This is a genomic window from Pseudoalteromonas porphyrae (genome assembly GCF_001298125.1).
Taxonomy (GTDB): domain Bacteria; phylum Pseudomonadota; class Gammaproteobacteria; order Enterobacterales; family Alteromonadaceae; genus Pseudoalteromonas; species Pseudoalteromonas neustonica.
In genome coordinates this window covers 16,367-41,612 of the sequence record NZ_LHPH01000012.1, presented here as the reverse complement: position 1 = coordinate 41,612, position 25,246 = coordinate 16,367, and the positions used below count along the sequence as shown (strand labels likewise).

Below are 25,246 nucleotides of genomic sequence, written 5' to 3'. Positions count from 1 at the left end.
ACAAGTAATTACACAAACAATTCTAGCAGGTCATTTAAAAAACGATGACCTTTTTGGCTTACCTGCCAATGTGTGTCCATATCCACCAGTAGGCCTTTATTTATTGCTTGATTCAAGGCATCAGACTGGCTTTGTAGTGATAACTTTGTAAGCGCATGTAAATCATTTTTTGGGCAGGCTTCAAAAAGCCTAAAACGATTCATAAAAAACTCAAATGGTAAGTCGTCTTGTTCAACCGGCCATTGCTTAAATAAATAAGGTTTAGATAAATCCATATAACCACGCGGATGTTTTACCTTCATGGTTCGTGTAATAAGGCCGGAGGTTGCATCAGTAATTTTACCATGTGCGCCGCAGCCAATTCCTAAATAGTCGCCAAAACGCCAATAATTCAAGTTATGTTGGCATTGAAAGCCGGCTTTGGCATAGCCTGATATTTCATATTGTTGATAACCTGCCGCACTGAGTAGCGCTTGGCCTTGCTCTTGAATATCCCATAAAGTGTCATCAGGCGGTAAAGTTGGCGGCTTTGATGCAAATGCTGTATTTGCTTCAATGGTTAACTGATACCAAGAGATATGCGGCGGGTTAAGCGCAATGATTTTTTTCAAATCATCGAGTGCATCGTCAAGTGATTGCCCCGGTAAGCCATGCATTAAATCAAGGTTAAAACTGTTTAATCCCGCTTCGTGTGCTTGTGTTGCTGCATAGATAGCTTCGTCAGCACCGTGAATACGACCGAGTGCTTTTAACTTATCATTTTGCATGCTTTGCACGCCAATCGAAATACGATTAATGCCAGCGGCTACATATTCTTTAAAGCGGCCAGTTTCAACTGTACCCGGATTGGCTTCGAGGGTTATTTCGCAGTTATCACTCAAGCCTATTAAAGAATCAACGGCCTGCAATAAGTTAACGTATGCCTCACCTGTTAATAAGCTAGGTGTGCCGCCGCCAATAAATATGGAGTGAATTTTACGCCCTTGTACCAAGTGTAAATCAGCTTTTAAATCATCAATTAAATGCTGTACATACTCTTTTTCGGGGATTTCGCCTTTTTGACCATGGCTATTAAAATCACAGTATGGGCACTTTTGCACGCACCAAGGCACGTGCACATATAAGCTTAGTGGTGGCAAATTCACAGGCCGCCTTTGAGCTTAAGCTCGATAAGTAAATTTTGGAGCGCTTGACCACGATGACTTACCGCGTTTTTTTGCTCTTTAGTCAATTGAGCGCTGGTGCAATGAAGCGCTGGTACATAAAACACAGGGTCGTAGCCAAAGCCACCTTGGCCATCTTGCGTTAATGTAATTTGACCTTCCCAGCTTGCACTGCAAATGAGTGGCGTTGGGTCATCAGCGTGGCGCATTAATACTAAAACACACCAAAAGCGTGCAGTACGAATAGGGTTATCGCCAAGCTCTTTTAAAAGTTTGTTGATATTATCTTGATCGCTGGCACCGACACCCGCGAAGCGAGCGGAATACACGCCAGGAGCGCCGTTTAGGCCATCAACTTCCAGCCCTGAATCATCAGCAATAGCGGGCAGGCCAGTTTCTTTAGCCGCATGACGCGCTTTAATTATCGCGTTTTCAACGAAGGTAGTGCCAGTCTCTGCAACATCACTGACGTGAAAGTCACTTTGCGGCACAACGTTTATTTCTAGTGGGCTTAGCATTTGTGCTAATTCTTTAACCTTTCCAGGGTTACCTGTGGCTAAAACTAAGGTTTTTGTCATGATTTAATCTACATAGAATTTTTGTTGAAACTGCAGCTTTTGAAATTGATTGCTTTGTTTAATTTCAATATCAAAACGCAAAATTTCTTCGTTGGTAAATTTCACTTGTGCAAGGTAGTAAACAGACTCACCTTCAATCACTTCTTTAAATGTGAGGGTTTGTTTATTGCCAAGTAAATTTTTAGCTGTGCCACTAAGAGTCGCAATTTGCGCTGTTTTATCTGCATTGTTTTTTAAAATTGAGATATTAACAATGCCTTTGTAGTTACTGCGTTCGAGATCATACGCTTTTGCAATTTGTGGTTGAATAAACGTGGATGGGAATGCAATGTAGTGTACTTGCCAAGGGCCAAGGTCTTTATATTGAGCACCTTGTATTTGTTCGCTGTGAGCACTAAAGGTAATTCCCGCAAGTGCGAAGAATAAAATACTGGCTAGTTTTTTCATAAATGACTCTTAAAAAAAGAGGCCACAATGGCCTCTGGGAAATGAGGTTATTAGCCAATGAAATCCATAAATAGAATTTGTATGAATTGTAGGCTGATAATAAGCACTACAATTGATAGGTCAAAACCACCTAAAGGCGGCAGTACCCTACGGATTGGCTTAAGCATAGGTTCTGTTAGTTGATGGAATACCGCTTCAATAGGGTTATAACCTTGGCTTACCCAGCTTAATAGAGCGCGAATAATTAACACCCAAAACATTAAGTTTAAGCCTTCTTTGACAACCGTTACTAATGCAGTAATAAATACCGTCTGTGCAGACCAACCGCCATAAATGATCAATAGCAATGTTGAAACCTTTGCGACTGCAACGATGAATGCCAATAATAGAGAGGCTAAATCTAACCCTCCAAAACCAGGAATAATCTTACGTAGAGGATTAACAGCAAAAGAGGTTGCTTTGACAACGAATTGGCTCAAAGGGTTATAAAAATCAGCTTTAGCCGTTTGCAGCCAAAAGCGCAGCAACACGACCATTAAAAATAGATCAAAAACAATTCCGATTAAAAATTGCATGGCATTCATAATATTACCTTAAATATAAAACTGAGAAATTTTAAAGTTCTTGTTCCATTTGCTCTGCGCGGGCAATACAAGCATCCATGGCATCAGCGACGGTACCTGTTAAACCTTGTGCTTTTAAATGTTCAACAGCAGCATGTGTGGTACCACCTTTAGATGTGACGTTAGCGCGCAGCTGAGAAATACTGATATCAGGTTGTGATACTGCCATTTCAGCAGCCCCTAGCGCGGTTTGCTGCACTAAGCGGCGTGCATCTTCATCGCTAAAGCCAAGTGCTTTGGCTTTTTCTTCTATGGCTTCCATAAATAAGAAAAAGTACGCTGGTGATGAACCGGTAACCGCAATGATATCGTTAATTTGAGACTCTTTTTCAACCCAAACCGCAATACCTGTACATTCAAATACTTGTTGTACAAAAGCATGCTCATCGGCCGTTTCACCGTCGCCAAATAAGCCAGACACACCACGACCAAGCAATGACGGTGTATTAGGCATACAGCGGATCATTTTAACGTCCTGACCTAACATTTCACGTAAGCGTTTAACTGTTAAGCCTGCGGCAACAGAAATAAATAGCTTATCGCTTAAGTCTACACCTGAATCTTGGAATGATTTGCATAAATCCCCCATCATTTGTGGTTTAACAGATAGGACAATCACGTCGGCATCACGAAGCGCTGCGTTATTATCTGAGGTAGTGTTCACCCCGAAATCCGCTGCTACCTTAGCGAGTTTTTCTTGGTTACGATTTGTTGCAATAATATTGGAGGCAGCAAATCCTTTTTTTACCATGCCACCAATGATGGCATAGCTCATGTTACCTGTGCCTATGAATGCGATTGTTTTATCTGACATATCTTAGTTATCACCTTAGCTTCGTTGGCCAAAAATATCCGTGCCGATGCGTACCATGGTTGAGCCTGCAGCTATTGCAGCTTCTACATCGCCACTCATCCCCATCGACAAGGTGTCTATATGAGGATATTGGGCCTTAAGTCTATCAAAGCAAGCACGTAATTGCTCAAAATATTGTATTTGTTGCTGTGGGTCGTCAGTTTTTGCTGGGATTGCCATTAGCCCACGCAGAACTAAATTGGGGCTGTCGTTAACGAACTGCGCTAATGCGGCTAGATCATCTGGGTGGCAACCTGATTTGGAGTCTTCCAAGCTTATATTTACTTGAATTAATACTTTAAGAGGGGCCTTATTTATCGGCCTTTGATCATTTAAACGTTTGGCTATTTTTTCACGATCAACACTTTGCACCCAGTCAAAGTTTTCGGCAACAGCGGCCGTTTTATTTGATTGAATAGGACCGATGAAGTGCCAAACAATATCGCTATAATTTGCTAATTGGGTTATTTTATCGACAGCTTCTTGAACATAGGACTCACCAAACTCTCGGTGACCTTGTTGATAAGCCGCTAGAATGAAATCAGCAGGTTTTGTTTTGGATACTGCTAGTAAGCAGACATCATGCTCATTACGATGATATTTTTTTGTCGCTATGGCAATTCTAGCATAGGCGGATTTAAGTCGTTCTGCTATTGTAACCATATAATTATCAGTTAGTTGTGGAGTCATAAATGGATATTACCGAATTGTTGGCCTTTAGTGTGCAGCATAAAGCATCGGATTTACACTTATCATCAGGGGTTGCGCCAATGATCCGTGTCGATGGTGATGTGCGACGTATTAATATACCAGCACTGGAAGACAAAGATGTAAACAGCCTAGTTTACGACATTATGAACGATAATCAACGCAAGGACTATGAGCAAAACCTCGAAGTGGATTTTTCTTTTGAAGTCCCGAATCTTGCTCGTTTTCGTGTTAACGCATTTAATTCTAATCGTGGCCCTGCTGCTGTGTTTCGTACTATTCCAAGTGAAGTATTAACGCTTGATGACTTAGGCGCGCCAGATATTTTTAAAACTATTTCGGATAACCCACGTGGCTTAGTGTTGGTAACTGGTCCTACGGGGTCGGGTAAATCAACCACATTAGCGGCGATGGTTGATTATATTAATCGTAATAAGCATCACCATATTCTTACGATCGAAGATCCGATCGAATTTGTGCATGATAATAAGTTATGCTTAATAAATCAGCGTGAAGTTCACCGCGATACGCATAGCTTTTCGGCAGCTCTACGTAGTGCGCTGCGTGAAGACCCTGATGTAATTTTGGTTGGTGAGCTTCGAGACTTGGAAACAATTCGCTTGGCAATGACCGCAGCAGAAACTGGCCATTTAGTGTTTGGTACGTTGCATACCACATCAGCGCCAAAAACCATTGACCGTATTATCGATGTATTTCCTGGTGATGAAAAAGACATGGTACGTTCGATGCTTTCGGAATCATTGCGTGCGGTAATCTCGCAAACACTGCTTAAAAAAGTTGGAGGGGGGCGTGTTGCTGCGCACGAGATTATGATAGGTGTTCCAGCCATTCGTAATTTAATTAGAGAAGACAAGATTGCGCAGATGTATTCATCAATTCAAACAGGTGCATCGCACGGAATGCAAACCATGGATCAGTGTTTAATTAATTTAGTTAATCATGGTGTTGTTACTAATACTGAAGCGCGTGTTAAAGCACAAGATAAAACAAACTTTGGCAGTTAGGCAAAGCGATAAGGAACTATAATGACACATTCTCTTAATTACTTTTTGCAGCTGATGATCGATAAACAAGGATCCGATTTATTTGTTTCAAGCCAGCTTCCTGTCAGTGCTAAAATTAATGGTGAACTCATTGCGTTAGGCGATGAAAAAATATCTGACGAAGAATCGCTTGCGTTCGTTGAATCAGCGATGAGTGACAAGCAAAAAGCAGAATTTCATAGCTCGAAAGAATGTAATTTTGCAATCGCGACAGAAGAAGGTCGCTTCAGGGTATCTGCTTTTTGGCAGCGGGATCGCGCTGGTATGGTTATTCGCCGAATCGTTACTCAAATCCCTGACGTAGCTGATTTAGGGCTACCTTCAACACTTACTGATGTGATAATGGCTAAACGTGGCTTAGTGTTGTTTGTAGGTGGCACAGGCACGGGTAAGTCTACCTCACTCGCTGCATTACTTGGTTATCGTAATCGTAATCAACGTGGGCACATTCTTACAATAGAAGATCCGATTGAATTTGTGCATGAGCATCGTAAAAGCATTATCACTCAGCGAGAAGTGGGTCTTGATACAGAAAGCTTTGAATCAGCTTTAAAAAGCTCTTTACGCCAAGCACCTGACGTTATTTTAATTGGTGAAATACGTTCGCAAGAAACAATGGAATACGCATTAAGCTTTGCTGAAACAGGTCATTTGTGTGTTGCTACATTGCACGCAAACAATGCTAACCAAGCAATTGACCGTATTATGCACTTAGTGCCTAAAGAAAAACACGATAAGTTAAAATATGATCTGTCGTTAAATTTACGCGCCATTATTGCTCAGCAGCTAGTGCCAACAGCTGATGGTAACTCGCGTGTAGCTGCAATTGAAATCTTATTAAATACGCCAATCATCGGCGAGTTAATTAAAAAAGGTGATATAGGCGGTATTAAAGAGGCGATGGCAAAAGCCAAGGATATGGGCATGCAAACCTTTGACCAAGCCTTGTTTGAACTTTATAAGCAACAGCGTATCAATTACGCTGATGCCTTGCATCACGCCGATTCACCAAATGATTTACGCTTGATGATTAAACTTAGAAATAACGAACAGCAAGGAGCTGGTTTTCTACAAGGTGTGACAATCGACGGGTTAGATCAAAAAGGTTCATAGTATGATCAATAACATTAAATGGTTATTCTTTACGGCACTTATATTTTTATTGAGTATGCCATTTAGTGTTAGTGCATTGCGCGATGATGTAGCGATTTCTGAGGCAATAAAGAACTTTAAAACTACGGATAATAACGTTGTAATTTATATTCGCGATGATGTCTATCATGATTACATGCGCTTTTTAAATGGTCGAAAAGTCCAAGATATCAATGACTTTAGTGGGCAATTTATTCGTCGAGACGTTGTTGATATGATTCTTGCTCAACAAGCTCTGTTACTTGGTGGATTTAATAAACAATTTAGTTATCAAATTGGCAAAGTCAACTTTAGAAACACTAAATTATTGGAGCAAGGTGAATTATTACTTAGTTTTGATAGTTACTGGAGTCAGGACGCTAATGCTCTGAGTGATAAAGTGTTTATTAGCGATCCAGTGATACGCAAAGGGGAGTATTTTTCGGGGGTGTTTACATCACCAAGTAATCGTAAAGTATTTGAAATAAAACACCTATCTGATTTTAGTCAATTAACAAGTGTATCAACACCGCGTTGGCGTACTGATTGGGATACTTTATCCGCTTTGCCTTTAAAAAGTTTAACGCGTGAAGATGAATGGTTAAGCCAAGTTAGAATGGTGTCAATGCAATGGATTGATTTTATGCTAATGCCACTAATGCCTGAAATAAATAATCACTACATACTTGAAAATATTAATTTAAAAGCCGTCCCCAAGGTGCTGATGTTACTAGATGATAGTCGCCATTATGTAGTTTCAAAACTTCATCCTGATGGCAAGCGGGCTTATAAATCACTTCAACAAGGCTTGCAATTATTACGTAAACAAGGGCTAATTGAAAAAGCTTATCGTCAAGCTGGTTTTATTCCAGATTTGACTGATAAGCTTATTATAAATTTACCCGTTAGCCATAAGCCTGCTCAAAGTAGCTCTCTAAAATAATAACCGCAGACATATTATCCACGTTACCTTTACCTAAGCTGCGGTAGCCGCCTTGTTCAAATAGGCGTGCTTTTGCATCAGCGGTCGTTAAACGCTCATCCTGAGTCTCTACAGGTAGTCCATAATGGTTATGCAAACGGTTAGCGAACTTTTTGGCTTTAAAAGTGACTTCTTGATTGGTTCCGTCCATATTTAACGGTAAACCAACGACAAGTAAATCAGGTTGCCACTCATCTACATGCTTTTTAATAAAGTCCCAATTTGGAATACCATCTTTGGCTTTAATTGCTGTCAGGCTCGTTGCAGTACCGGTTAGTTCTTGGCCGATAGCAACACCAATGCTGGTGGTGCCAAAATCAAAACCCATAACGGTACGTTCGCCTTTGGGTTTGAGTTGTTTTTTACTCATGTTGTCTCTATGAAATTAAAGCCCAAATAAGGGCTTGTTATGCGTGGCCTGCTTCAGAGCTTAGTTGGCTAATATCAAAGCCGAGCGTTGCAACAGCTTTTTCCCAGCGTTGTTCTATGGGAGTATTAAAAATAATATCAGGGTCAGCTTTTATAATTAGCCATGAGTTCTCAAGCAATTCTTTTTCAAGTTGTCCTTGTTCCCAGCCGGAGTAACCTAACGTAATAATAAACTGCTCTGGTGCGTCAGGAGTTGTCAGGCTTGCGAGCACGTCTTTTGATGTTGTGATCATTATATCGCTGCTGAGCTCTTGGCTTGCAGCATACCCTGGTGTGGGTGAGTGCAATACAAAACCACGATCGGTTTTTACAGGTCCGCCAGCAAAAACAGCAACGCTTGCAGCGTGTGTAGACTTATCGTTATCAATTTCAATTTTATCGAGTAAGTCCCCAACCGTTATATTAATAGGCTGGTTGATCACCAGCCCCATCGCCCCGTCTTCATTGTGCTCACAAATGTACGCAACAGCACGTTTAAAAAAAGGGTCTTGCATTGATGGCATAGCGATTAAAAAATGATTTTCTAATGATTGCATAACGATACCCCTTTAATATGTTGAAAATTAAGTATGGCTCAGTTTTCTCTCTATCGCATCAAATAAGCGCCCTGTGATTGAAATATCATAGGCTGCTTCAATTTCTTTTACGCACGTAGGAGCAGTAACGTTTATTTCAGTTAACTTATCGCCAATAATATCTAAACCAACAAAAATAAGTCCTTTCGCTTTTAATGTTGGCGCAACTGCTTCGGCAATTTTGCGATCTGAGTCACTAATTGGGCGAGCTTCGCCGCGGCCACCAACAGCTAAGTTACCACGTGTTTCACCATTTTGTGGGATACGAGCAAGGCAATATGGAATAACTTCACCATCGACTACAAGTACACGTTTATCACCTTGCTTAATTTCAGGGATATAATTTTGCGCCATTGCAAAGCGGCTACCGTGTTCTGTAAGTGTTTCGCAAATTACGCCAATGTTGGCATCATTTTCAGTCACGCGGAAAATAGATGCGCCACCCATACCATCTAAAGGCTTTAGAATAATGTCTTTATGCTCAGTCAAAAATGCACGAATTTGGTGCTTGCAACGTGTAACTAAAGTGTCAGGGGTATGCTCACTAAACCAGGCGGTGAATAACTTTTCGTTTGCATCACGTAGGCTTTGTGGCTTATTAATAATAAGTGTACCTTCAAGTTCAGCACGTTCTAAGATATAAGTTGCGTAAATGTATTCAGTATCAAATGGTGGATCTTTACGCATTAAAATAACATCTAAATCAGCTAGGGCAATAGTGGCCTTTTCTTCAAGCTCATACCAATGGTTTTCATCATCAAATACGGTTGCTTTAGCTGCGGTTGCATAGGCTTTGCCTTTACGTAATGAAAGATCGTTCATTTCCATGTAATAAATGTCATAACCACGGCTTTGGGCTTGCATCATCATTGCAAATCCGGTGTCTTTTTTGATGTTAAATCCGCTGATCGGATCTGAAATTATACCTAACTTAATTGCCATGTTCGCTTGCCTTACTGAATATGTTGCTATTGATATGAGGGTAGTTCTACTAATTTCAATTAGCTAAATCGCCAAATTGTAGCTGTAATGCACTTAAGACCGTTAAAGCGGCAGTTTCTGTTCGTAATACGCGAGGACCAATCCGAATATCAACAAATTCTTGTTGTTTGGTTTGGGCTATTTCATCATCAGTAAAGCCACCTTCAGGGCCTACTAAAAAGCGTACGCCGCTACTAGGCACTGTAATTGTTTTAATGCTGTGCTCTGCGCGAGGGTGTAAAGTAAGTTTTATTTCGTTGCTACTTTGCACAAGCCAATCGCTAATATCAATAGGTGGGTGGATAGTGGTAATACGGTTACGGCCAGATTGCTCTGCAGCAGCAATGGCTATTTTTTGCCATTGTAAGTGTTTTTTTGCTAGTCGTTCAGGGCTTAATTTAACACCACAGCGCTGGCTAAAAATAGGGGTGATTTCAGTGATCCCTAACTCTACAGATTTTTGAATGGTAAAGTCCATTTTATCGCCTCGAGAAATTCCTTGGCCTAAATGTATGCTCAATGGTGACTCTACATCTTTGTCATGAAACTCTAGCGGCATTGCAACCACTGTTTTTTTACCCACTTCAATAAGCTCACAAAGGTATTCACCACCTAAGCCATTAAACAGCGATATACGCTCACCTACTTTCATGCGTAATACTCGACCAATGTGGCCTGCGGCATCGTCGTCTAAAGTAAGAGGAGTTGAAATAACTATGTCGCTTGCTTGATAAATATGAGGAACTCGCATGATGACCTTTAACAGAATGGGTTAATGGCGTTATGGTATGTAAGTCACCTCTTAGGTGCAAATATTTATTGCGGCGTGACTGTAATTAGTTATTTAGCTTTTCGTATAATTTGGCTAAATCTTGAGGGGTTTCCGCTATTTCAGTTTGGCAAGAAAGGTGGTTGTTTTGTGCTTCGTCAGTGACGGGCTCAAAGTGGTAACCTCCTTCTTTTTCTGAGACTAAAAAACGAATTGAGTGTAACGAGTTAAATATAAAGCGTTGCTTTTCATCGGCGAGCAAATAGTCAGTTTGGTTAAATAACACCCCTGCAATATCGTGATGCTCATGCAGATAACTGGCAAGTTCTGATACGCTAATTTCATTATTAAAATCGCAATAGCAATAGTCTTTGATTAGTTCATCAAACATCAGCTTTACTAAGTGACGAGTATTAGCACCTGCGATAACTAATGTGCTTGGGACCTTTGCGTTTGGTTTGGCAAAATAAGACTCAGTAAATTGCCGACTGAATTCACTATCGTTATCTATCAGTAGATAATTCTTTACTTCAAACGGCATAGGGCCCCACATATTTTGGAACTTTTCATGGCTAAATTGAAAACATACTTATTAGTAAATAGCCTATAGCGCTGAAAACAGCAAATTCAATACAAGCAATTCCAATGTTATCTTGATGATCAATTTCAAGTGCCGTATCAATATTTGGCAATGAAATAAATTTAATGATACTAGTTAGTAGATACAGTAATAACCACATAGTGCCGCAATGTAAAGCTAATGTGAATAAATTCTCTACCATTTTACCGCTATGAAACGTTGCACTTGCTAAACCTGCATAGACGGCTAAAGCAAGACCAATAGATTTACCCGCATAACGAATCCCAATTGATGTGTTTTCTAAATTAAAGTTACTTTGCAGCGATGCGCCTTGATTTGCGTGAGCAAAACGATATTCACGTATTTTGCTATCTAACGCAAAAATGCCCTGTAATAAAAAGAAGCTAACAAACACAATAAGTAAACTGCTATACCCTTGAGTATGTGACCAACTGTATAAGCCTAATGTGATAATACAATTAGCCAATAACATACCTGAATCAACCAAAGCAGCGCAGACGTTTTGTTTTAATATGGCTGCTTCTTCATTAAATCTATGGAGAATCCATTTTCGGTGAATTAAGTGCCCTAATTTAATAAACGCAAATAATAATACGACTAAAAAGACAACTTTTAATGGGTTGGATTGTGCTGCACTGAGGCTAATTTCATCGAATAAAAAAGCAATGGTTGTAATTACGACCGTAATTTCAGATGCAAAGCTGATCCCCATTGCAAAGTTGTCATGTTGGGCAAGCTCTTCTTTGAGCGCTTGTTTCGCTTTGAGCTGACTTACGATGCGCAGGAAAATAACGGTTAAACAAATAACGATAAAACTAATAGCAATCGCGAGTAAACTAGTGTTAGATAAAGACAAATATGACATGTAAAACCTTAGTTGGTTATTATTATGTGATTCATTTTAGTACGGTTATGGCTTAGATAAAAGAGAGTATTTGATGACACTTGGCAAGCAACTCCCAACACCACTTTGCACCCTCGGTAGCGAGCGCTTTTTTGAGCTATATCCAGAACAGGCACCGAATGAGTTAATTATTAACTTACTGGGATTGAGTGACTTTGCCTGGCGTGCTCTACAGTCACAACCAGCGTTAAGTGATATGTTAATTAACGACGCAGAAATGGCGTTGCGTGATGCACCAAATCCATTTCAAGATTTAATACTAAGCGACGTTGATGAGGCGCAGTGTCATCGAATATTACGCCATTACCGTGAGCGCTATTGGTTAAAAGTAGCCTGCTTAGATTTATGTTATAAAAATGAGATTGCCGATAGTATAGGTTATATTTCTAAGTTAGCCGATGAACTCATCAATAGTGCTAATAATTGGGCGTTTACGCAAGTATCTCAAGTCAATGGTAAACCCTTAGATGAACAGCAGCAACCGCTGGCCATGATGGTCTTGGGAATGGGTAAACTAGGTGGACAAGAGCTTAATTATTCATCAGATATTGACTTAATATTCTCTTATCCACGCAGTGTTAAAACCCAAGGTGGGCGACGTTCTTTAGAGGCGCAGGTTTTTTATAATAAAGTTGCACAAAAACTGATTGCAGCACTTAATCAAACAACGTTAGATGGGCAAGTATTTAGAGTGGATATGCGCTTACGCCCGTTTGGTGAAAGTGGTCCTTTGGTAATGAGTTTTAATGCCATAGAAGACTACTACCAAGAACAAGGGCGTGAATGGGAGCGCTATGCGATGCTAAAAGGTCGCTTGATTGGCCCTCAAACTCGTTATAGCGATGAGTTTTATCAACTACTCAAGCCGTTCGTGTATCGTCGTTATATTGATTTTTCAGTGATTGAATCACTAAGAAAAATGAAGCAAATGATAGCGCAAGAGGTACGCCGCAAACGATTAACTAATAATATTAAATTAGGAGCGGGTGGTATACGCGAGGTTGAATTTGTAGTGCAGGCACTACAAATGGTGCGTGGTGGTCGTGATGCAAATTTACAAACCCAATCATTGTTAAAAGCACTAAAGCAACTGAATCAAATAAAAGTTATCGGCGAAGCTGAGGCTAAATTATTAGAGCGTAACTATTTAATACTTAGGCGTATTGAGCAGTACTTGCAGATATTCAGTGATCAACAAACGCAAACACTACCCGATGACGAGCTTAATCAATCGCGTTTAAATTATCTACTTAATCAAGTTGATTTTAGCCATTGCTTAGTCTTTATTGAAAAAATAATGGCGGGCATTCACAGTGAATTTGAATATGTCATTGGTTATGAGAGTGAGCCTGTTGATCCTTGTGAAGGGGCGTTTGTTAGCGCGTGGGAACATACAGATATTAGTGTGCTTAGCGAACCTAATGAAGATTGGCAAAGTGCGCTTGATGATTTTAAATCACGATTAACCAAAACAAAGATAGGTACGCGTGGGCGTGATATTTTAGATAAATTAATGCCACTTTTACTTAAGCAGCTTACTAACGAAAAAGCCAGTGGCGCTGTATTTGGTATGATTTGCCAAGTATTAAATAAGGTGATTTCTCGAACCGCTTATTTAGAGCTGTTGTATGAAAATCCAGGTGCACTAAAACAACTCGTTTTACTATGCTGTCATAGTAAATGGATTGGCGAGCATATTTCACGTTATCCAATTTTGCTTGATGAGTTAATTGACCCAGCAGTGTTGTATAAGCCAACGCCTTTATCTGCTTACAAGGATGAAATTCGACAGTACTTTTTACGTATAGACAGTGCTGATTTAGAATTACAGATGGAAGCATTGCGACAATTCAAACAAACTCACCAATTACGAATTGCTGCAGCTGATGCAACGGGTGTCTTAGATGTGATGAAAGTCAGCGATCATTTAACAGCACTTGCAGAAGCGATTGTTGAGCAAGCAGTAAATATTGCATGGCATCAAATGGCACAACGCTTTGGTATACCACCAAATACAGATGACGAAAATAAAGGCTTTGCGGTAATCGCGTATGGTAAAACGGGTGGTTTTGAAGTGGGCTATGATTCAGACTTGGATTTAGTCTTTGTGCATAATCATGACGGGACAGATCAAACAAGCGGAACCAAAGCTATCGATTCTCGTCAATTTTATTTAAAACTAGCACAGCGCTTATTACACTTATTTAATACACGTACAGCATCGGGGATTTTATATGAACTAGATACCCGATTGCGCCCTGAGGGTGCTTCAGGGTTAATGGCAATCAATCTAGAGAGTTTTAATCATTACCAGCAAACTCAAGCGTGGACGTGGGAGCATCAGGCCTTGGTGCGTTCTCGCATGATTTTAGGGCAAAGTGAGTTACAACAACGTTTTGCACAGATTAGATTAGGTATTTTATGCGATCAAAGAGAACCACAAAAGCTAAAAGATGATGTAATCAACATGCGAGAAAAGATGCGCACGCATTTGGCTAAAGGTGATAGTGAGCTGTTTGATTTAAAGCAAGATGCTGGGGGGATGGCTGATATTGAGTTTATCACTCAATATTTGGTGCTCAGTAATGCCCATACATTTGAACAACTGACTACTTATTCGGACAATGTAAGAATTTTAACGGATGCCGCACGCCTTGGGTGTATTAGCAATGACACAAAAGAAGGGCTTATTGCAGCCTATATTGACTATCGTTCGTGCTATCACGTATTAAGCTTAGATCAACGAGGGCGATGTGTCACAAGAGATGAGTTTGCCACACATATTTCGTTTGTTACTCGTACGTGGCAGCAGATATTTCAACTAGCTCTTTAGGCGCCTACAGTTTTGACGTACATATTCAGAGGGCAGTTCGGTGATCACCGCTGCTCGCTGTCTATAACAAAAAAAAGTATACACTTCGTTTTCAAAATCATCGTTAATGGCGCGACCAACCTGATATAACGTCGAGTTGAAATTACTATCAACACGAAAATGATCTTTAACAACATAATCTTTGCTTAAATACCAATACAGCACGATATCTTCGCTGCGAGCATAGTCAGAAAGCACTTTTCTTAATGTTGAGCCGTTTTCAAAGCGACGTGCAGTTACAGCTCCTGACCAGCTAGGTGAAGAGGGATCAACCACTTTTGCACGATCAGTTAATACTTCATCAATCCCCATTTCAGGCGTTGGCAAAGTAAGTACGTATTTGTCACGTTCATTACTTTTATTTACCTGATTACGTAAAGATGCATAAAAGCGTGATAAACCTTGAGCTGCAGCATTTTGTGTCTCTTTTATATCGACAACTGGACCATGACCAAATAAAAAATAGATAGCTGCAGCTATTAAAATAACAGCTAATGATAAATGCTTAACCCAAAACCACATGGCTAATACCCTTGTATTGATATTTGTTTATAAAAGCATATTAACGAGAAATTGTCACTTGTAATAAGAGGGCGCGTTAATATCTGGGCGTGTTTTAAATCGTCGGTGTAACCACATATATTGTTCTGGAGCGGCATTTACAGCTTGTTCAATGCGTTGGTTAACACGCGTTACATCTGTTTTATCATCACTACTGGGAAAATTATCTAAAGCAGGAAGTACTTCTAAGTGATATTTACCATGTTTATCACGACGACTGATTAAACTGACTGTTTCACAATTTTTGCTTGCAGCAAATAGGAGTGTACCCGTGGTAGTGGCGGCTTCTGAGACTGCAAAAAAAGGAGCGAACTCACAGCGATTTCGACCATAGTCTTGATCGGGTAAATAGTAACAAACCTTTTTGTTTTTGAGTGCTTTTAAAAGACCTTTCACATCACGTTTGCCGATTAAATATTCGTTTGAACGTAATCGGCCACGGGTCATAAAAAATTCCATCAACGGATTATTGTGAGGGCGATAAAAGCCAACGCCTTGATGATGAATTCCCATTACACGACTCGCCATTTCAAGATGCAAAATGTGTGGTACCAGTAATAATACACCTTTCCCGGATTGTTGAATTTGGTCAAAATGTTCAAGGCCTTTTACTGAGCCATAAACACGCTTAATACGCCAATTTGGCCACCACCACGCCATGCCTGTTTCAAGTGTTGCAATGCCAGTGTTTTCCATATTCTTTTTAACCAGAGCTTGTTGCTCTGTATCGGGCATGTCAGGAAAACATAGCTTAATATTGACCTCTGCAATATGGCGGCGTCTTTTCATCGTCCGATATACTAAACGGCCAAGTTGTTTCCCTAACCAAAGCTGAAATTTAAAAGGTAACCAAGATATAGCGTATAAAAAAAACACGCCAATCCAAGTCAGCCAATAACGCGGGCTTAAAAAAGATAATTTAAATGCAGATGTGTTGACCACGAAAGTATCTCAAATCGAAAAGAAGCTAGTTTAACTGTATGAATGTAAAAATACAAAAAAGCCAGCAAGTTGCTGGCTTTTGAAGTATTTATCAATCATTACCTAAACGAAGGGATTAGATTGCTTTTAAACCTTTGTTGATCGCTTGTAAATCGTTGCTTGTTAACGTACCAGCGGCTTGTTTTAAGCGCAGTGTTGATACGACATAACGATAGCGTACATCAGCAAGATTACGTTTAGCGTTGAACAGGTTTTGCGTACTGTTTAATACATCAACAATGGTACGCGTGCCTACTTCAAAACCAGCTTCAGTGGCTTTTAATGCACTTTCTGCTGATACAACGGCTTGTTCAAGGGCTTTAAACGTCGCAATATCAGAAACCACTTGGTTATAGGATGTGATTACTGAACGAGTTACGCCGCGTAAGCTAGATTCTAAATCTTGGCTCGCTGATACATAAAAAGCACGGGCTTGCTCAGTTGCCGCCAATGTAGCACCGCCTGAGTAAATCGGAACGTTAAAGTTCAAACCAACAGTTGTGCTATCGCCACGTGGTTTCATATGGTTACGGTTTGAATCACTAAGCGTATCACCATAGCTGGCTTTTAAAGTCAGCGTTGGATAATGACCAGCTTGCGCTAAATCAATTTGATCCTTTGCAATATCAACGGTTACTTTTGCAACTTGAAGGTTCAAGTTGTTTTCTTTTGCGACTTCAATAAAATCAACCGATTTCTTGCTTGGGGTAACCGTCGAAAAAGTTTCAGTGTTCAAAGTATCAAGTTTAGCGTGGTATTTACCTGTGATTTCACGTAGTAATTCTCGGGCTGTTTCAACACCGTTTTGAGCAACAATTTCACGAGCAACTGAATTATCAAATTGTGCTTGGGCTTCATGAACTTCAGTAATAGCTGTTAAACCAACAGCGTAGCGTTGTTTTGTTTGCTCAAGTTGACGTTCAATTGCACGCTTTTCAGATTTTACGAACTCTAGGTTATCAATAGCACTTAATACATTAAAGTAGCCATCAGCAACACGGACAATCAGGTCTTGCTGAGCAAAATCGTATTGTGCATTTGCTTGTAATGCTTGCTTATCTGCAATGCCTAAAGAGTTCCAAGCACCTAAATCGAACAGCGTTTGGTTTAAGCTTAAGCCTCGGGTGAATGAGTCTGAATCACCTTTTAATTTTTCATAGCCAGTCAAGTCAGAACCATCATAAGAAGTACTATCGCTTTTGCTATAACCCATGCTAAAGCCGATTTGAGGTAATAAAGCGCTCATAGCACGGTCACTGTTATAAGATTGCGCGTCCGCTTGGGCTTTTGCCTTTAATACAGTTGGATCGTTAACCGTGGCAATCTCGTAAACTTGAATTAAATTTTCAGCATTTGATGCTGTAGCAGTTAATGCGCATGATAAACCGATCAGCGCAGCAAGAATGTTCTTTTTCATTATTCGTTCAGTCCTTAGACAATTTGCATACTAAAAGCATGGTAACCTGTTTTAGCAAATAACAAAAAAAAAATTGCATAAAACACCGTGATCAAATGTAACAGAATATAATTATTTGTATGCACAGTATAATGATTTATTTTGTTGTGCTTACTAATTTAAGGAAAGTAGAATATGGGCAAGCAACTTGCAAAATTTAGCAAACACGATGTTAAAGTCGCACCAATAGAGTCACTGTATAAAGGTTTTTTTAATATTAACTTGTATCAGTTTGAACATGCTCTCTTTGCCGGTGGTCAATCGGACACGATTCGTCGTGAAATACTAGAGCGTGGCGACGCCGTGGCTGTGCTACCTTATGATATTGCTTTAGATAGTATTTTATTAATAGAACAAATTCGAATCGGTGCAATTAAAAGTAAGCCATCGCCTTGGTTGTTAGAGTGTATAGCAGGAATGACGGATGGCAGCACTGATTACGAGAATGTCGCTAAGCGTGAAGCGTTTGAAGAGGCAGGGTTAGAGCTTACTGAATTAGAGTTTATGTTGTCCTACCTTTCAAGTCCCGGAGGTTCCACTGAACGTTTGTATCTATATTTAGCTAAAACCGATTTGAGCCAGCTTAACAGTGGGATTTATGGACTTGAGACCGAAGGTGAGGACATTAAAACCCACATAGTGAGTTTTACAGATGCGATGGCGCGTTTAAAAAGCGGTGAGATAGATAATGCTGCTACGGTTATTTCATTACAATGGCTTGCACTAAATCGCGAGCGTATAATAGCTGAATGCGTAAAATAACAGTTCATAGTGTTGAATAATCTAAAGTACATTTAAAATTGATTACGTTTAATTTCTAATTTAATGGCGGCAACTTGACAGCATTTGCAGTGAAACAACGATATATTCAAAATCTACCTAAATACCTTACGTTATGTGAGCACAATTACTTACGCGCTTTAAAACTATTACCTAGTGATAGGGAAGTCGGGAGTGCTCGGGACGTTCAGTTGGGCAATAATCAATTTACGATTAAAGTGGATGGTTGCGCAAAGTACACAATGGATATTTCAATCAGGCAATTAACAGGGATGCTAAAGGGGTTTAATCCACTCTTTTTAACCGTGCGCTTGTATCATGATGCGAAGGTCGCAGAAATAGTTCACCATGATTACCATCAAAGAATAAAGCCATCTTATGGTTACCCTAATCCACAAATGCACCAAAAAGATGAAAAGTACCAACTTAATGCATTTTTGTATGATTGGTTAGTTGCGTGTGTTGAAAGTGGCCGCGCAGTTCTCAACTGGGATGTAGATAATGGCTTGGTTTGATGAGGTTGCAAAGTTTAATACTCCCCAGTTACGTTTAGCCCATATCACCGACTGCCATTTATTTTGTGATATTGACGGTGAGTATTTTGCCGTGAATACCGCAAAGCATTTTTCTAGCGCGCTGACACATATGGCGCAGCAGCCTCTAGATGCTGTAATTTTTGGTGGCGACTTAACGCAAGACCACAGCTTTGAATCCTATTTATTATTTGCCCAGTTAATCGCTGATTCCCCTTTAACATGCCCCGTATTTTGGGTGCCAGGTAATCATGATGAAATAAGTTTAATGCAGCGTATTTCTGGTGGCCAAATAAAAAGTGCTAAACGCCTTATTGCTAGTGGCTTCGATATTTTGTTGGTTAACTCTAAAGGGCCAACGCCTGCAGGTTGGGTGAGTGAGCAACATATCAATGAACTCTCAGAGGTATTGGCAGCATCGCAACAGCCTGCAGTGGTTTTTTGTCATCATAATCCATTGCCTATAAATGGTTATTTAGATAAACACATGCTAGAAAATGGCCCTCAATTACTCAATGTATTGCATAACAGTGGCCTAGTTAACCATTTGTTTCATGGTCATGTACATAACGATTATCAGTTTAAATTTAGAAGTGTTGATATTTTATCTACACCAGCCAGCTCGGTGCAATTTACTAAGCATAGTATTGATTGGCAGCAGCAAAATATGGGTGCTAGCTACCGTTTAATAACACTTGAAAGGCTAAATACAGCTGAACCACTGTGTGTGAAATCGGAGTTGATATGGCTCAACGAGTAATTTATATTCACGGTTTTAATAGCAGTGAAAAGTCATTTAAAGCTGTGCGCTTTGGTGAGTATATGGCACACTATGGTGTTGAATACTGCGTACCGCGGTTGAGTCATGAACCGTTTCACGCAATTATTCAAATCGAGCAACTACTAACGCCAAATACAGTGTTGTTAGGTAGCTCTTTAGGTGGTTTTTATGCCACTTATTTATCGCAAAAATATCAGCTGCCAGCTGTAGTGATCAATCCTGCAGTTACGCCTTTTTTATTGTTGAGTTCATTCTTAGGGTCAAATTATAATCCATATCAGGATACCCACTACGAACTAAATAAAAGTCATATTAGTGCGCTAAAGTCACTGTCTATTTCAGATTTACAACAGCCATCGCTACTGTACTTATTACAGCAGACAGGCGATGAAGTATTGGCGTTTCAACAGGCAGTTAAATATTATTCACAATGCAAGCAGCATATAGAGTTTGGAGGCGATCACAGTTTTGTTAACTTTGAGAGCACCTTTGCGAGCATTGTCGATTTTCTTAAAATCACGAAAAATAGCCAAGCATATAAAAGATAAAAACTATGAGTCAGCAAAATTATAACGCCGAAGCCATTGAAGTTTTAAATGGCTTAGAACCAGTAAAACGCCGTCCGGGCATGTATACCGATACTACTCGTCCTAACCATTTAGGGCAGGAAGTAATTGATAACAGTGTCGATGAAGCAATGGCCGGACACGCCACAAAAATTGACGTCATTCTGCATGAAGATAATTCTTTAGAAGTCAGTGATGATGGTCGTGGTATGCCAATTGATATTCACCCAGAAGAAGGTATTCCTGGGGTTGAGTTGATTTTCACTAAACTGCATGCGGGTGGTAAGTTTTCAAATAAAAATTACCAGTTTTCGGGTGGTTTACATGGTGTAGGTATTTCGGTAGTAAATGCACTCTCTACTCGCGTAGAAGTTGTTGTTCGACGTGATGCGCAGCAGTACATGATGGCATTTGAACATGGCGATAAAGTTGAAGACTTAAATATTATTGGTACTGTTGGTAAACGTAATACGGGAACCACAGTCCGATTTTGGCCAGATGCTAGCTATTTTGACTCGGCTAACTTTTCACTGACTAAATTGCATCACCTATTAAAAGCCAAAGCCGTACTTTGCCCAGGTTTGCGTATTAAATTTGTTAATAAACAAACTAAAGAAACCCAAGAGTGGTATTACGAAACTGGCTTAAAAGATTACTTAAATGAAGCAGTAAAAGGCTATGACGTTTTACCTAAAGACCCATTCACAGGTGTATTTTCAAGTTCAACCGAAGGAGCAGACTGGGCTGTAGTTTGGCTGCCGGATGGTGGCGAATCAATTGCTGAAAGTTACGTAAACCTAATACCAACAGCTCAAGGTGGTACGCATGTTAATGGTCTGCGCCAAGGTTTACTTGAAGCCATGCGTGAGTTCTGCGAATTCAGAAACTTACTACCGCGCGGAGTAAAGCTGACACCTGATGACATTTGGGAACGCTGTAGTTACGTTTTATCAGTAAAGATGCAAGATCCACAATTTGCAGGTCAAACTAAAGAGAAGCTCTCATCGCGTTCATGTTCAGCGTTTGTATCTGGCGTAGTTAAAGACTCGTTTAGTTTATGGCTGAATGAACACACGGATACAGCAGAGCTGTTGTCAGAGCTGTGTATTTCTAATGCCCAAAAACGCCTACGAGCAGCTAAAAAAGTAGTACGTAAACGTGTTACCGCAGGCCCCGCATTACCAGGGAAATTAACTGATTGTAGCGCTGCAGATAATGACCGAACTGAATTGTTTTTAGTGGAAGGTGACTCTGCTGGCGGCTCGGCTAAACAAGCACGTGATCGTGAGTTTCAGGCTATTATGCCGCTACGAGGTAAGATTTTAAATACGTGGGAAGTTGAGTCAGGACAAATTTTAGCATCACAAGAAGTGCATGATATTTCTGTCGCACTGGGCATTGATCCAGACTCAAGTGATTTATCAACTTTACGCTATAATAAAATTTGTATTCTAGCGGATGCCGATTCGGATGGTTTGCACATCGCAACTTTATTATGTGCGCTATTCGTACGTCATTTTACGACATTGGTAAAAGAAGGCCATGTGTACGTTGCTATGCCACCCTTGTTTAGAATTGATATAGGCAAAGACGTTTACTACGCGCTTGATGAAGATGAAAAATCAGGTATTTTAGCGCGCATAGAAGCCGAGAAAAAACGTGGTAAAGTTAACGTACAACGCTTCAAAGGATTGGGTGAAATGAACCCTTTGCAATTACGTGAAACGACCATGGATCCGAATACCCGCCGATTAGTGCAATTAACGCTTGAAGATGAGCAAGCGACCTTAGAAATGATGGACATGCTACTGGCTAAAAAGCGCTCATCAGATCGTCGCCAATGGTTAGAAGATCACGGTAATCGTGCCCAAGTATAAAAATCAGGAAGATTTATGATGCACATACAGCAAAGGAAAAACGCTATATTAGCTGTTTTGCAAAGTTTAATAGTGAGCTTTGTTGTATGTGGGTATTTGTTTTTAAATACCGTAAGTGCAAAAACTACCTTTGATGAACAGTGGTTAACCACGCAATTAGCCACTGCAGAGAAAAAAAGTATTCAAGACCCAACTCAAGCAATTACCTATCTTACGCAACTATTATCTAAACATGAAAATAATGTAACGGCGTTACAACGTTCAAAATTACAAATATATCTAGCAGAAAACTATCTGTTAAATGGTGAAATGACACCCGCAATTGAGCTCGAAAAGCAAGTTTCCGTTCATTTAGACTTATTAGATAATTTTACCCACATAGATTACTTACTTGTACAAGCGAATATTTATAATTCTATAGGCGATCCTAAAAATGCGTTAACCGCATTATTAGAGGCAAAGAATAAAGCTGAGCTATTTGGCGATGATGATTTGAAAGGTAATGTGTACAGCTCGTTAGCAAGTTATTATGTTTACAATCATGACGAAATTCGCGCGATTGACTATTTTTATAAAGCGTATGAACTAATCAGTCGTGGTGGCAATCAACTGAAGTTAGCTTATATAGAGTCAACTATGGCAAAATCATATGAGTTCTTGTTTGATTTTGAAAAAGCCATTGAGCTGCAAAATAAAGCGCTCGCTTACTTTTTAAAAAATGACCTATCGTTTGATATCATGGTGTCATATTTTCATTTAGCAAAAATTTATTTAAAGTTATCACGTAGTCAAGATGCCATTGATAATGCAAATAAAATGCTAAAAATAAACTATGAAGTGGCAAATCCTAGCTTTGACTATTACGCTTACATCATTATTGCAGAAGCTAACTTACAACTTGATAATTTAGACAAAGCAATCGATTACCTAAATTTGAGCAATGTATATTTTCATGAACTTGAAGATGTGCACAATATTATTAAGCATCTGTATATTCAAGCCGAGATTGAACTCAAAAAAAATAACTTAACTAACGCAAGTAGTACACTTGAAAAGGCGCGACAGCTACTTGCAAATATCCCTGTTGAAAATAGTGTGACATTAGAGTTGAAATTAGTTGCACTGCAAGCACAATTAGCGATACAGCAAGGTAATTACCAACAAGCAGTTTCTTATCAGCAAGCTCATATAGAGCTCAGTGCACAATACTATAATCAAGTACGAGAATTATCTCGATCACGTCATAAAGTGCAATTTGATATAAAAAAGGTCGAGCTTGAAAAGCAACTTCTTGAAAAAAACAAAGAATTAAATGAGTTTGCTTTACAAGAAATAAAGCAACAACAAACACTTCAAAAAACAGCTATGTTAAGTGTGCTATTACTCTTTTTGGTGTTATTAATATTTACGTGGCGACAGTATCGTTTACGACGAAAATTTAGCTTGCTTGCAAACACTGATTTTTTAACCGGTGTAGCTAATAGACGTAAGATTATGGATTTAGCTGAATTACAGTGGTTACAGCTTAAATTAGATAATCAAAAATTTACACTTATCTGTTTTGATTTAGATCACTTTAAGAAAATTAATGATAACTATGGTCACCCGGCAGGCGACCTAGTTTTAAAGGCTGTAACTCAAATATCGCAGCGAGCTATTCGAGAAAGTGATTTTTTAGGGCGTATAGGCGGTGAAGAATTTCTAGTTGTATTGAATAATACAACATCAGTTGAAGCCACTGAAATAGCTTTCCGCATTAAAAGTGATATAGAGAAAGAGCATATAATTAGTGATGGTCAGATCATTAAAATAACGGCAAGTTTTGGCGTTGCACAAAAAAGTTCTGAATTAACTTCATTTAAAGATTTACTGAAAAAAGCAGACAAAGCCTTATATACTGCAAAAGAGCATGGCCGAAACAGGGTAGAAATCAATGAATAAATTACTAACATCATTACTCGCATTGAGTATGTTAAGTACACCATTAGCAGCAAAAAATATGCTAAAAGAGCTAAGTGTTGCTGACGGCTTTAAAATTAATATTTTTGCCCGCGACGTCGAAAATGCACGTCAGCTAGCAGTCTCCAAAAAAGGCATCGTGTATGTTGGCTCACGTAAAGCTGGCAATGTGTATGCGCTGATTGATCACAATAGCGATGGTGTTGCTGATAAACAAATACTGGTGGCCAGTGGCTTAACAATGCCATCAGGTTTAGCAATTAAAGATAATGATTTATATGTAGCAGAAGTGCACCGTATTATTCGCTTTAAGAATGTTGACACACAACTTAAAGCACCTAAATACGATGTAGTGTACGACGCATTACCAACTGAGCGCCATCATGGCTGGAAGTTTTTACGGTTTTCGCCATCGGGTGAGTTAATAATACCTGTGGGAGTCCCTTGTAATGTGTGTGCTGAAGATGAACGTTATGGGCGTATATTTTCTTTAGATATCAACACCAAACAAATGACAACATTAGCGCAAGGTGTTCGTAATTCTGTAGGGTTTGATTTTCATCCCAGTACACAAGCATTGTGGTTTAGTGATAATGGCCGAGATATGATGGGCGATGACATACCACCTGATGAGCTAAATCGGTTAACAAACGAAGGGGAGCATTTTGGTTTTCCTTACGTACATGCTGGTGCCATCTTAGATCCTGAATTTGGCAGAGATAAGAGTATTACTGACTATAGCCCGCCAGCATTGGCATTGGGGGCGCATGTAGCTCCTTTAGGGATTCACTTTTATAAAGGCAAGCAATTTCCTGCTGATTATAAGCAACAGCTTTTCGTGGCTGAGCATGGATCGTGGAACCGAAGTAAAAAATCTGGATATAAAGTGGCGCTTGCCACCATTGAGCAAGGACGTGTGGTAAAATACACGCCGTTTATTACGGGCTTTATGAAAAACGAAGAAACATTGGGTCGTCCGGTTGCTTTTGCAGAACTTGCCGATGGCAGCTTATTGATCTCCGATGATTATGCCAATGTGATCTACCGTGTAAGCTATAAAAAAAATTAGGTA

26 protein-coding genes are annotated in these 25,246 nt (G+C 39.7%); 11 read left to right on the top strand and 15 right to left on the bottom strand.

Annotation, left to right across the window (positions count from 1 at the left end; genetic code table 11):
* Nucleotides 1-8: 8 nt before the first annotated feature.
* The 6 genes from hemW to ADS77_RS11565 are packed head-to-tail and all read right to left on the bottom strand — an operon-like array spanning nucleotide 9 to nucleotide 4,354.
* Nucleotides 9-1,145 carry a radical SAM family heme chaperone HemW gene (hemW, locus tag ADS77_RS11590; RefSeq protein WP_054203136.1) on the bottom strand — a complete coding sequence of 379 codons (1,137 nt, stop codon included), beginning with the start codon at nucleotides 1,143-1,145 and terminating at the stop codon, nucleotides 9-11.
* Entirely contained in the window at nucleotides 1,142-1,741 is a 600-nt protein-coding gene (gene rdgB, locus ADS77_RS11585) for an RdgB/HAM1 family non-canonical purine NTP pyrophosphatase (RefSeq protein ID WP_054203137.1), read from the bottom strand. The genes hemW and rdgB overlap by 4 nt, the downstream gene beginning before the upstream one ends.
* 3 nt (nucleotides 1,742-1,744) lie before the next feature.
* On the bottom strand, nucleotides 1,745-2,188 hold the full coding sequence (locus tag ADS77_RS11580) for a DUF4426 domain-containing protein (protein WP_054203138.1): 444 nt from the start codon (nucleotides 2,186-2,188) through the stop codon (nucleotides 1,745-1,747).
* 50 nt (nucleotides 2,189-2,238) lie between these two features.
* Nucleotides 2,239-2,772, bottom strand: coding sequence for a YggT family protein (locus ADS77_RS11575; protein ID WP_054454534.1), 534 nt, complete (start codon nucleotides 2,770-2,772; stop codon nucleotides 2,239-2,241).
* 31 nt (nucleotides 2,773-2,803) lie between these two features.
* A complete protein-coding gene (gene proC, locus ADS77_RS11570) occupies nucleotides 2,804-3,625 on the bottom strand; it encodes a pyrroline-5-carboxylate reductase (protein WP_054203140.1) in 822 nt (273 codons plus the stop codon).
* 15 nt (nucleotides 3,626-3,640) lie between these two features.
* Nucleotides 3,641-4,354 carry a YggS family pyridoxal phosphate-dependent enzyme gene (locus ADS77_RS11565; RefSeq protein ID WP_054203141.1) on the bottom strand — a complete coding sequence of 238 codons (714 nt, stop codon included), beginning with the start codon at nucleotides 4,352-4,354 and terminating at the stop codon, nucleotides 3,641-3,643.
* Between the two features lie 2 nt (nucleotides 4,355-4,356).
* On the opposite strand from ADS77_RS11565, the gene ADS77_RS11560 reads away from it, so the two are divergent.
* From ADS77_RS11560 to ADS77_RS11550, 3 genes are read left to right on the top strand one after another with little or no spacing between them, the layout of a single operon-like run.
* Nucleotides 4,357-5,397, top strand: a complete 1,041-nt coding sequence (locus tag ADS77_RS11560) for a type IV pilus twitching motility protein PilT (protein ID WP_054454532.1) — start codon at nucleotides 4,357-4,359, stop codon at nucleotides 5,395-5,397.
* 21 nt (nucleotides 5,398-5,418) lie between these two features.
* The gene (locus ADS77_RS11555) at nucleotides 5,419-6,549 is read left to right on the top strand and encodes a PilT/PilU family type 4a pilus ATPase (RefSeq protein ID WP_054203143.1); all 1,131 of its coding nucleotides are present in this window, start codon (nucleotides 5,419-5,421) and stop codon (nucleotides 6,547-6,549) included.
* Nucleotide 6,550: 1 nt separating this feature from the next.
* The gene (locus ADS77_RS11550; RefSeq protein ID WP_235575768.1) at nucleotides 6,551-7,510 is read left to right on the top strand and encodes a hypothetical protein; all 960 of its coding nucleotides are present in this window, start codon (nucleotides 6,551-6,553) and stop codon (nucleotides 7,508-7,510) included.
* Here the strand turns inward: ADS77_RS11550 and ruvX are convergent.
* From ruvX to ADS77_RS11520, 6 genes are all read right to left on the bottom strand, one after another.
* Nucleotides 7,473-7,919, bottom strand: coding sequence for a Holliday junction resolvase RuvX (gene ruvX / locus ADS77_RS11545; RefSeq protein ID WP_054203144.1), 447 nt, complete (start codon nucleotides 7,917-7,919; stop codon nucleotides 7,473-7,475). The genes ADS77_RS11550 and ruvX overlap by 38 nt on opposite strands.
* 37 nt (nucleotides 7,920-7,956) lie before the next feature.
* Nucleotides 7,957-8,514: a YqgE/AlgH family protein gene (locus ADS77_RS11540; RefSeq protein ID WP_054203145.1), complete on the bottom strand. Its 558-nt coding sequence runs from the start codon at nucleotides 8,512-8,514 to the stop codon at nucleotides 7,957-7,959.
* 27 nt (nucleotides 8,515-8,541) lie between these two features.
* A complete protein-coding gene (gene gshB / locus ADS77_RS11535) occupies nucleotides 8,542-9,495 on the bottom strand; it encodes a glutathione synthase (protein ID WP_054203146.1) in 954 nt (317 codons plus the stop codon).
* 55 nt (nucleotides 9,496-9,550) lie between these two features.
* Nucleotides 9,551-10,285, bottom strand: a complete 735-nt coding sequence (rsmE, locus tag ADS77_RS11530; RefSeq protein WP_054203147.1) for a 16S rRNA (uracil(1498)-N(3))-methyltransferase — start codon at nucleotides 10,283-10,285, stop codon at nucleotides 9,551-9,553.
* An 85-nt stretch (nucleotides 10,286-10,370) separates the two neighbouring features.
* The gene (locus tag ADS77_RS11525; RefSeq protein ID WP_054203194.1) at nucleotides 10,371-10,844 is read right to left on the bottom strand and encodes a hypothetical protein; all 474 of its coding nucleotides are present in this window, start codon (nucleotides 10,842-10,844) and stop codon (nucleotides 10,371-10,373) included.
* A 31-nt stretch (nucleotides 10,845-10,875) separates the two neighbouring features.
* Complete coding sequence (locus ADS77_RS11520) at nucleotides 10,876-11,769, bottom strand: hypothetical protein (RefSeq protein ID WP_054203148.1); 894 nt, start codon at nucleotides 11,767-11,769, stop codon at nucleotides 10,876-10,878.
* A gap of 73 nt (nucleotides 11,770-11,842) precedes the next feature.
* Between ADS77_RS11520 and glnE the strand changes: the two genes are divergently transcribed.
* Complete coding sequence (gene glnE, locus ADS77_RS11515; protein WP_054454530.1) at nucleotides 11,843-14,641, top strand: bifunctional [glutamate--ammonia ligase]-adenylyl-L-tyrosine phosphorylase/[glutamate--ammonia-ligase] adenylyltransferase; 2,799 nt, start codon at nucleotides 11,843-11,845, stop codon at nucleotides 14,639-14,641.
* Here glnE and ADS77_RS11510 read toward each other — a convergent pair.
* From ADS77_RS11510 to tolC, 3 genes are all read right to left on the bottom strand, one after another.
* A complete protein-coding gene (locus ADS77_RS11510; RefSeq protein ID WP_054203150.1) occupies nucleotides 14,630-15,202 on the bottom strand; it encodes a TcpQ domain-containing protein in 573 nt (190 codons plus the stop codon). The genes glnE and ADS77_RS11510 overlap by 12 nt on opposite strands.
* Before the next feature lie 54 nt (nucleotides 15,203-15,256).
* Complete coding sequence (lpxL, locus tag ADS77_RS11505; protein WP_054454529.1) at nucleotides 15,257-16,183, bottom strand: LpxL/LpxP family Kdo(2)-lipid IV(A) lauroyl/palmitoleoyl acyltransferase; 927 nt, start codon at nucleotides 16,181-16,183, stop codon at nucleotides 15,257-15,259.
* Between the two features lie 115 nt (nucleotides 16,184-16,298).
* Nucleotides 16,299-17,639, bottom strand: coding sequence for an outer membrane channel protein TolC (gene tolC, locus ADS77_RS11500; RefSeq protein ID WP_054203152.1), 1,341 nt, complete (start codon nucleotides 17,637-17,639; stop codon nucleotides 16,299-16,301).
* Between the two features lie 174 nt (nucleotides 17,640-17,813).
* Here tolC and ADS77_RS11495 point away from each other — a divergent pair, with 174 nt between their 5' ends.
* From ADS77_RS11495 to ADS77_RS11465, 7 genes are all read left to right on the top strand, one after another.
* The gene (locus tag ADS77_RS11495; protein WP_054203153.1) at nucleotides 17,814-18,440 is read left to right on the top strand and encodes an NUDIX domain-containing protein; all 627 of its coding nucleotides are present in this window, start codon (nucleotides 17,814-17,816) and stop codon (nucleotides 18,438-18,440) included.
* Between the two features lie 74 nt (nucleotides 18,441-18,514).
* Nucleotides 18,515-18,973 carry a DUF1249 domain-containing protein gene (locus ADS77_RS11490; RefSeq protein ID WP_054203154.1) on the top strand — a complete coding sequence of 153 codons (459 nt, stop codon included), beginning with the start codon at nucleotides 18,515-18,517 and terminating at the stop codon, nucleotides 18,971-18,973.
* Nucleotides 18,960-19,751, top strand: a complete 792-nt coding sequence (locus ADS77_RS11485) for a metallophosphoesterase family protein (protein ID WP_054454526.1) — start codon at nucleotides 18,960-18,962, stop codon at nucleotides 19,749-19,751. The genes ADS77_RS11490 and ADS77_RS11485 overlap by 14 nt, the downstream gene beginning before the upstream one ends.
* Complete coding sequence (locus tag ADS77_RS11480; RefSeq protein ID WP_054203156.1) at nucleotides 19,736-20,320, top strand: YqiA/YcfP family alpha/beta fold hydrolase; 585 nt, start codon at nucleotides 19,736-19,738, stop codon at nucleotides 20,318-20,320. The genes ADS77_RS11485 and ADS77_RS11480 overlap by 16 nt, the downstream gene beginning before the upstream one ends.
* 5 nt (nucleotides 20,321-20,325) lie before the next feature.
* Nucleotides 20,326-22,215: a DNA topoisomerase IV subunit B gene (gene parE, locus ADS77_RS11475; protein ID WP_054203157.1), complete on the top strand. Its 1,890-nt coding sequence runs from the start codon at nucleotides 20,326-20,328 to the stop codon at nucleotides 22,213-22,215.
* A 15-nt stretch (nucleotides 22,216-22,230) separates the two neighbouring features.
* Nucleotides 22,231-24,156, top strand: a complete 1,926-nt coding sequence (locus tag ADS77_RS11470; protein WP_054454524.1) for a tetratricopeptide repeat-containing diguanylate cyclase — start codon at nucleotides 22,231-22,233, stop codon at nucleotides 24,154-24,156.
* Entirely contained in the window at nucleotides 24,149-25,243 is a 1,095-nt protein-coding gene (locus ADS77_RS11465; protein ID WP_054454521.1) for a PQQ-dependent sugar dehydrogenase, read from the top strand. The genes ADS77_RS11470 and ADS77_RS11465 overlap by 8 nt, the downstream gene beginning before the upstream one ends.
* The last annotated feature ends 3 nt before the right edge of the window (nucleotides 25,244-25,246 follow it).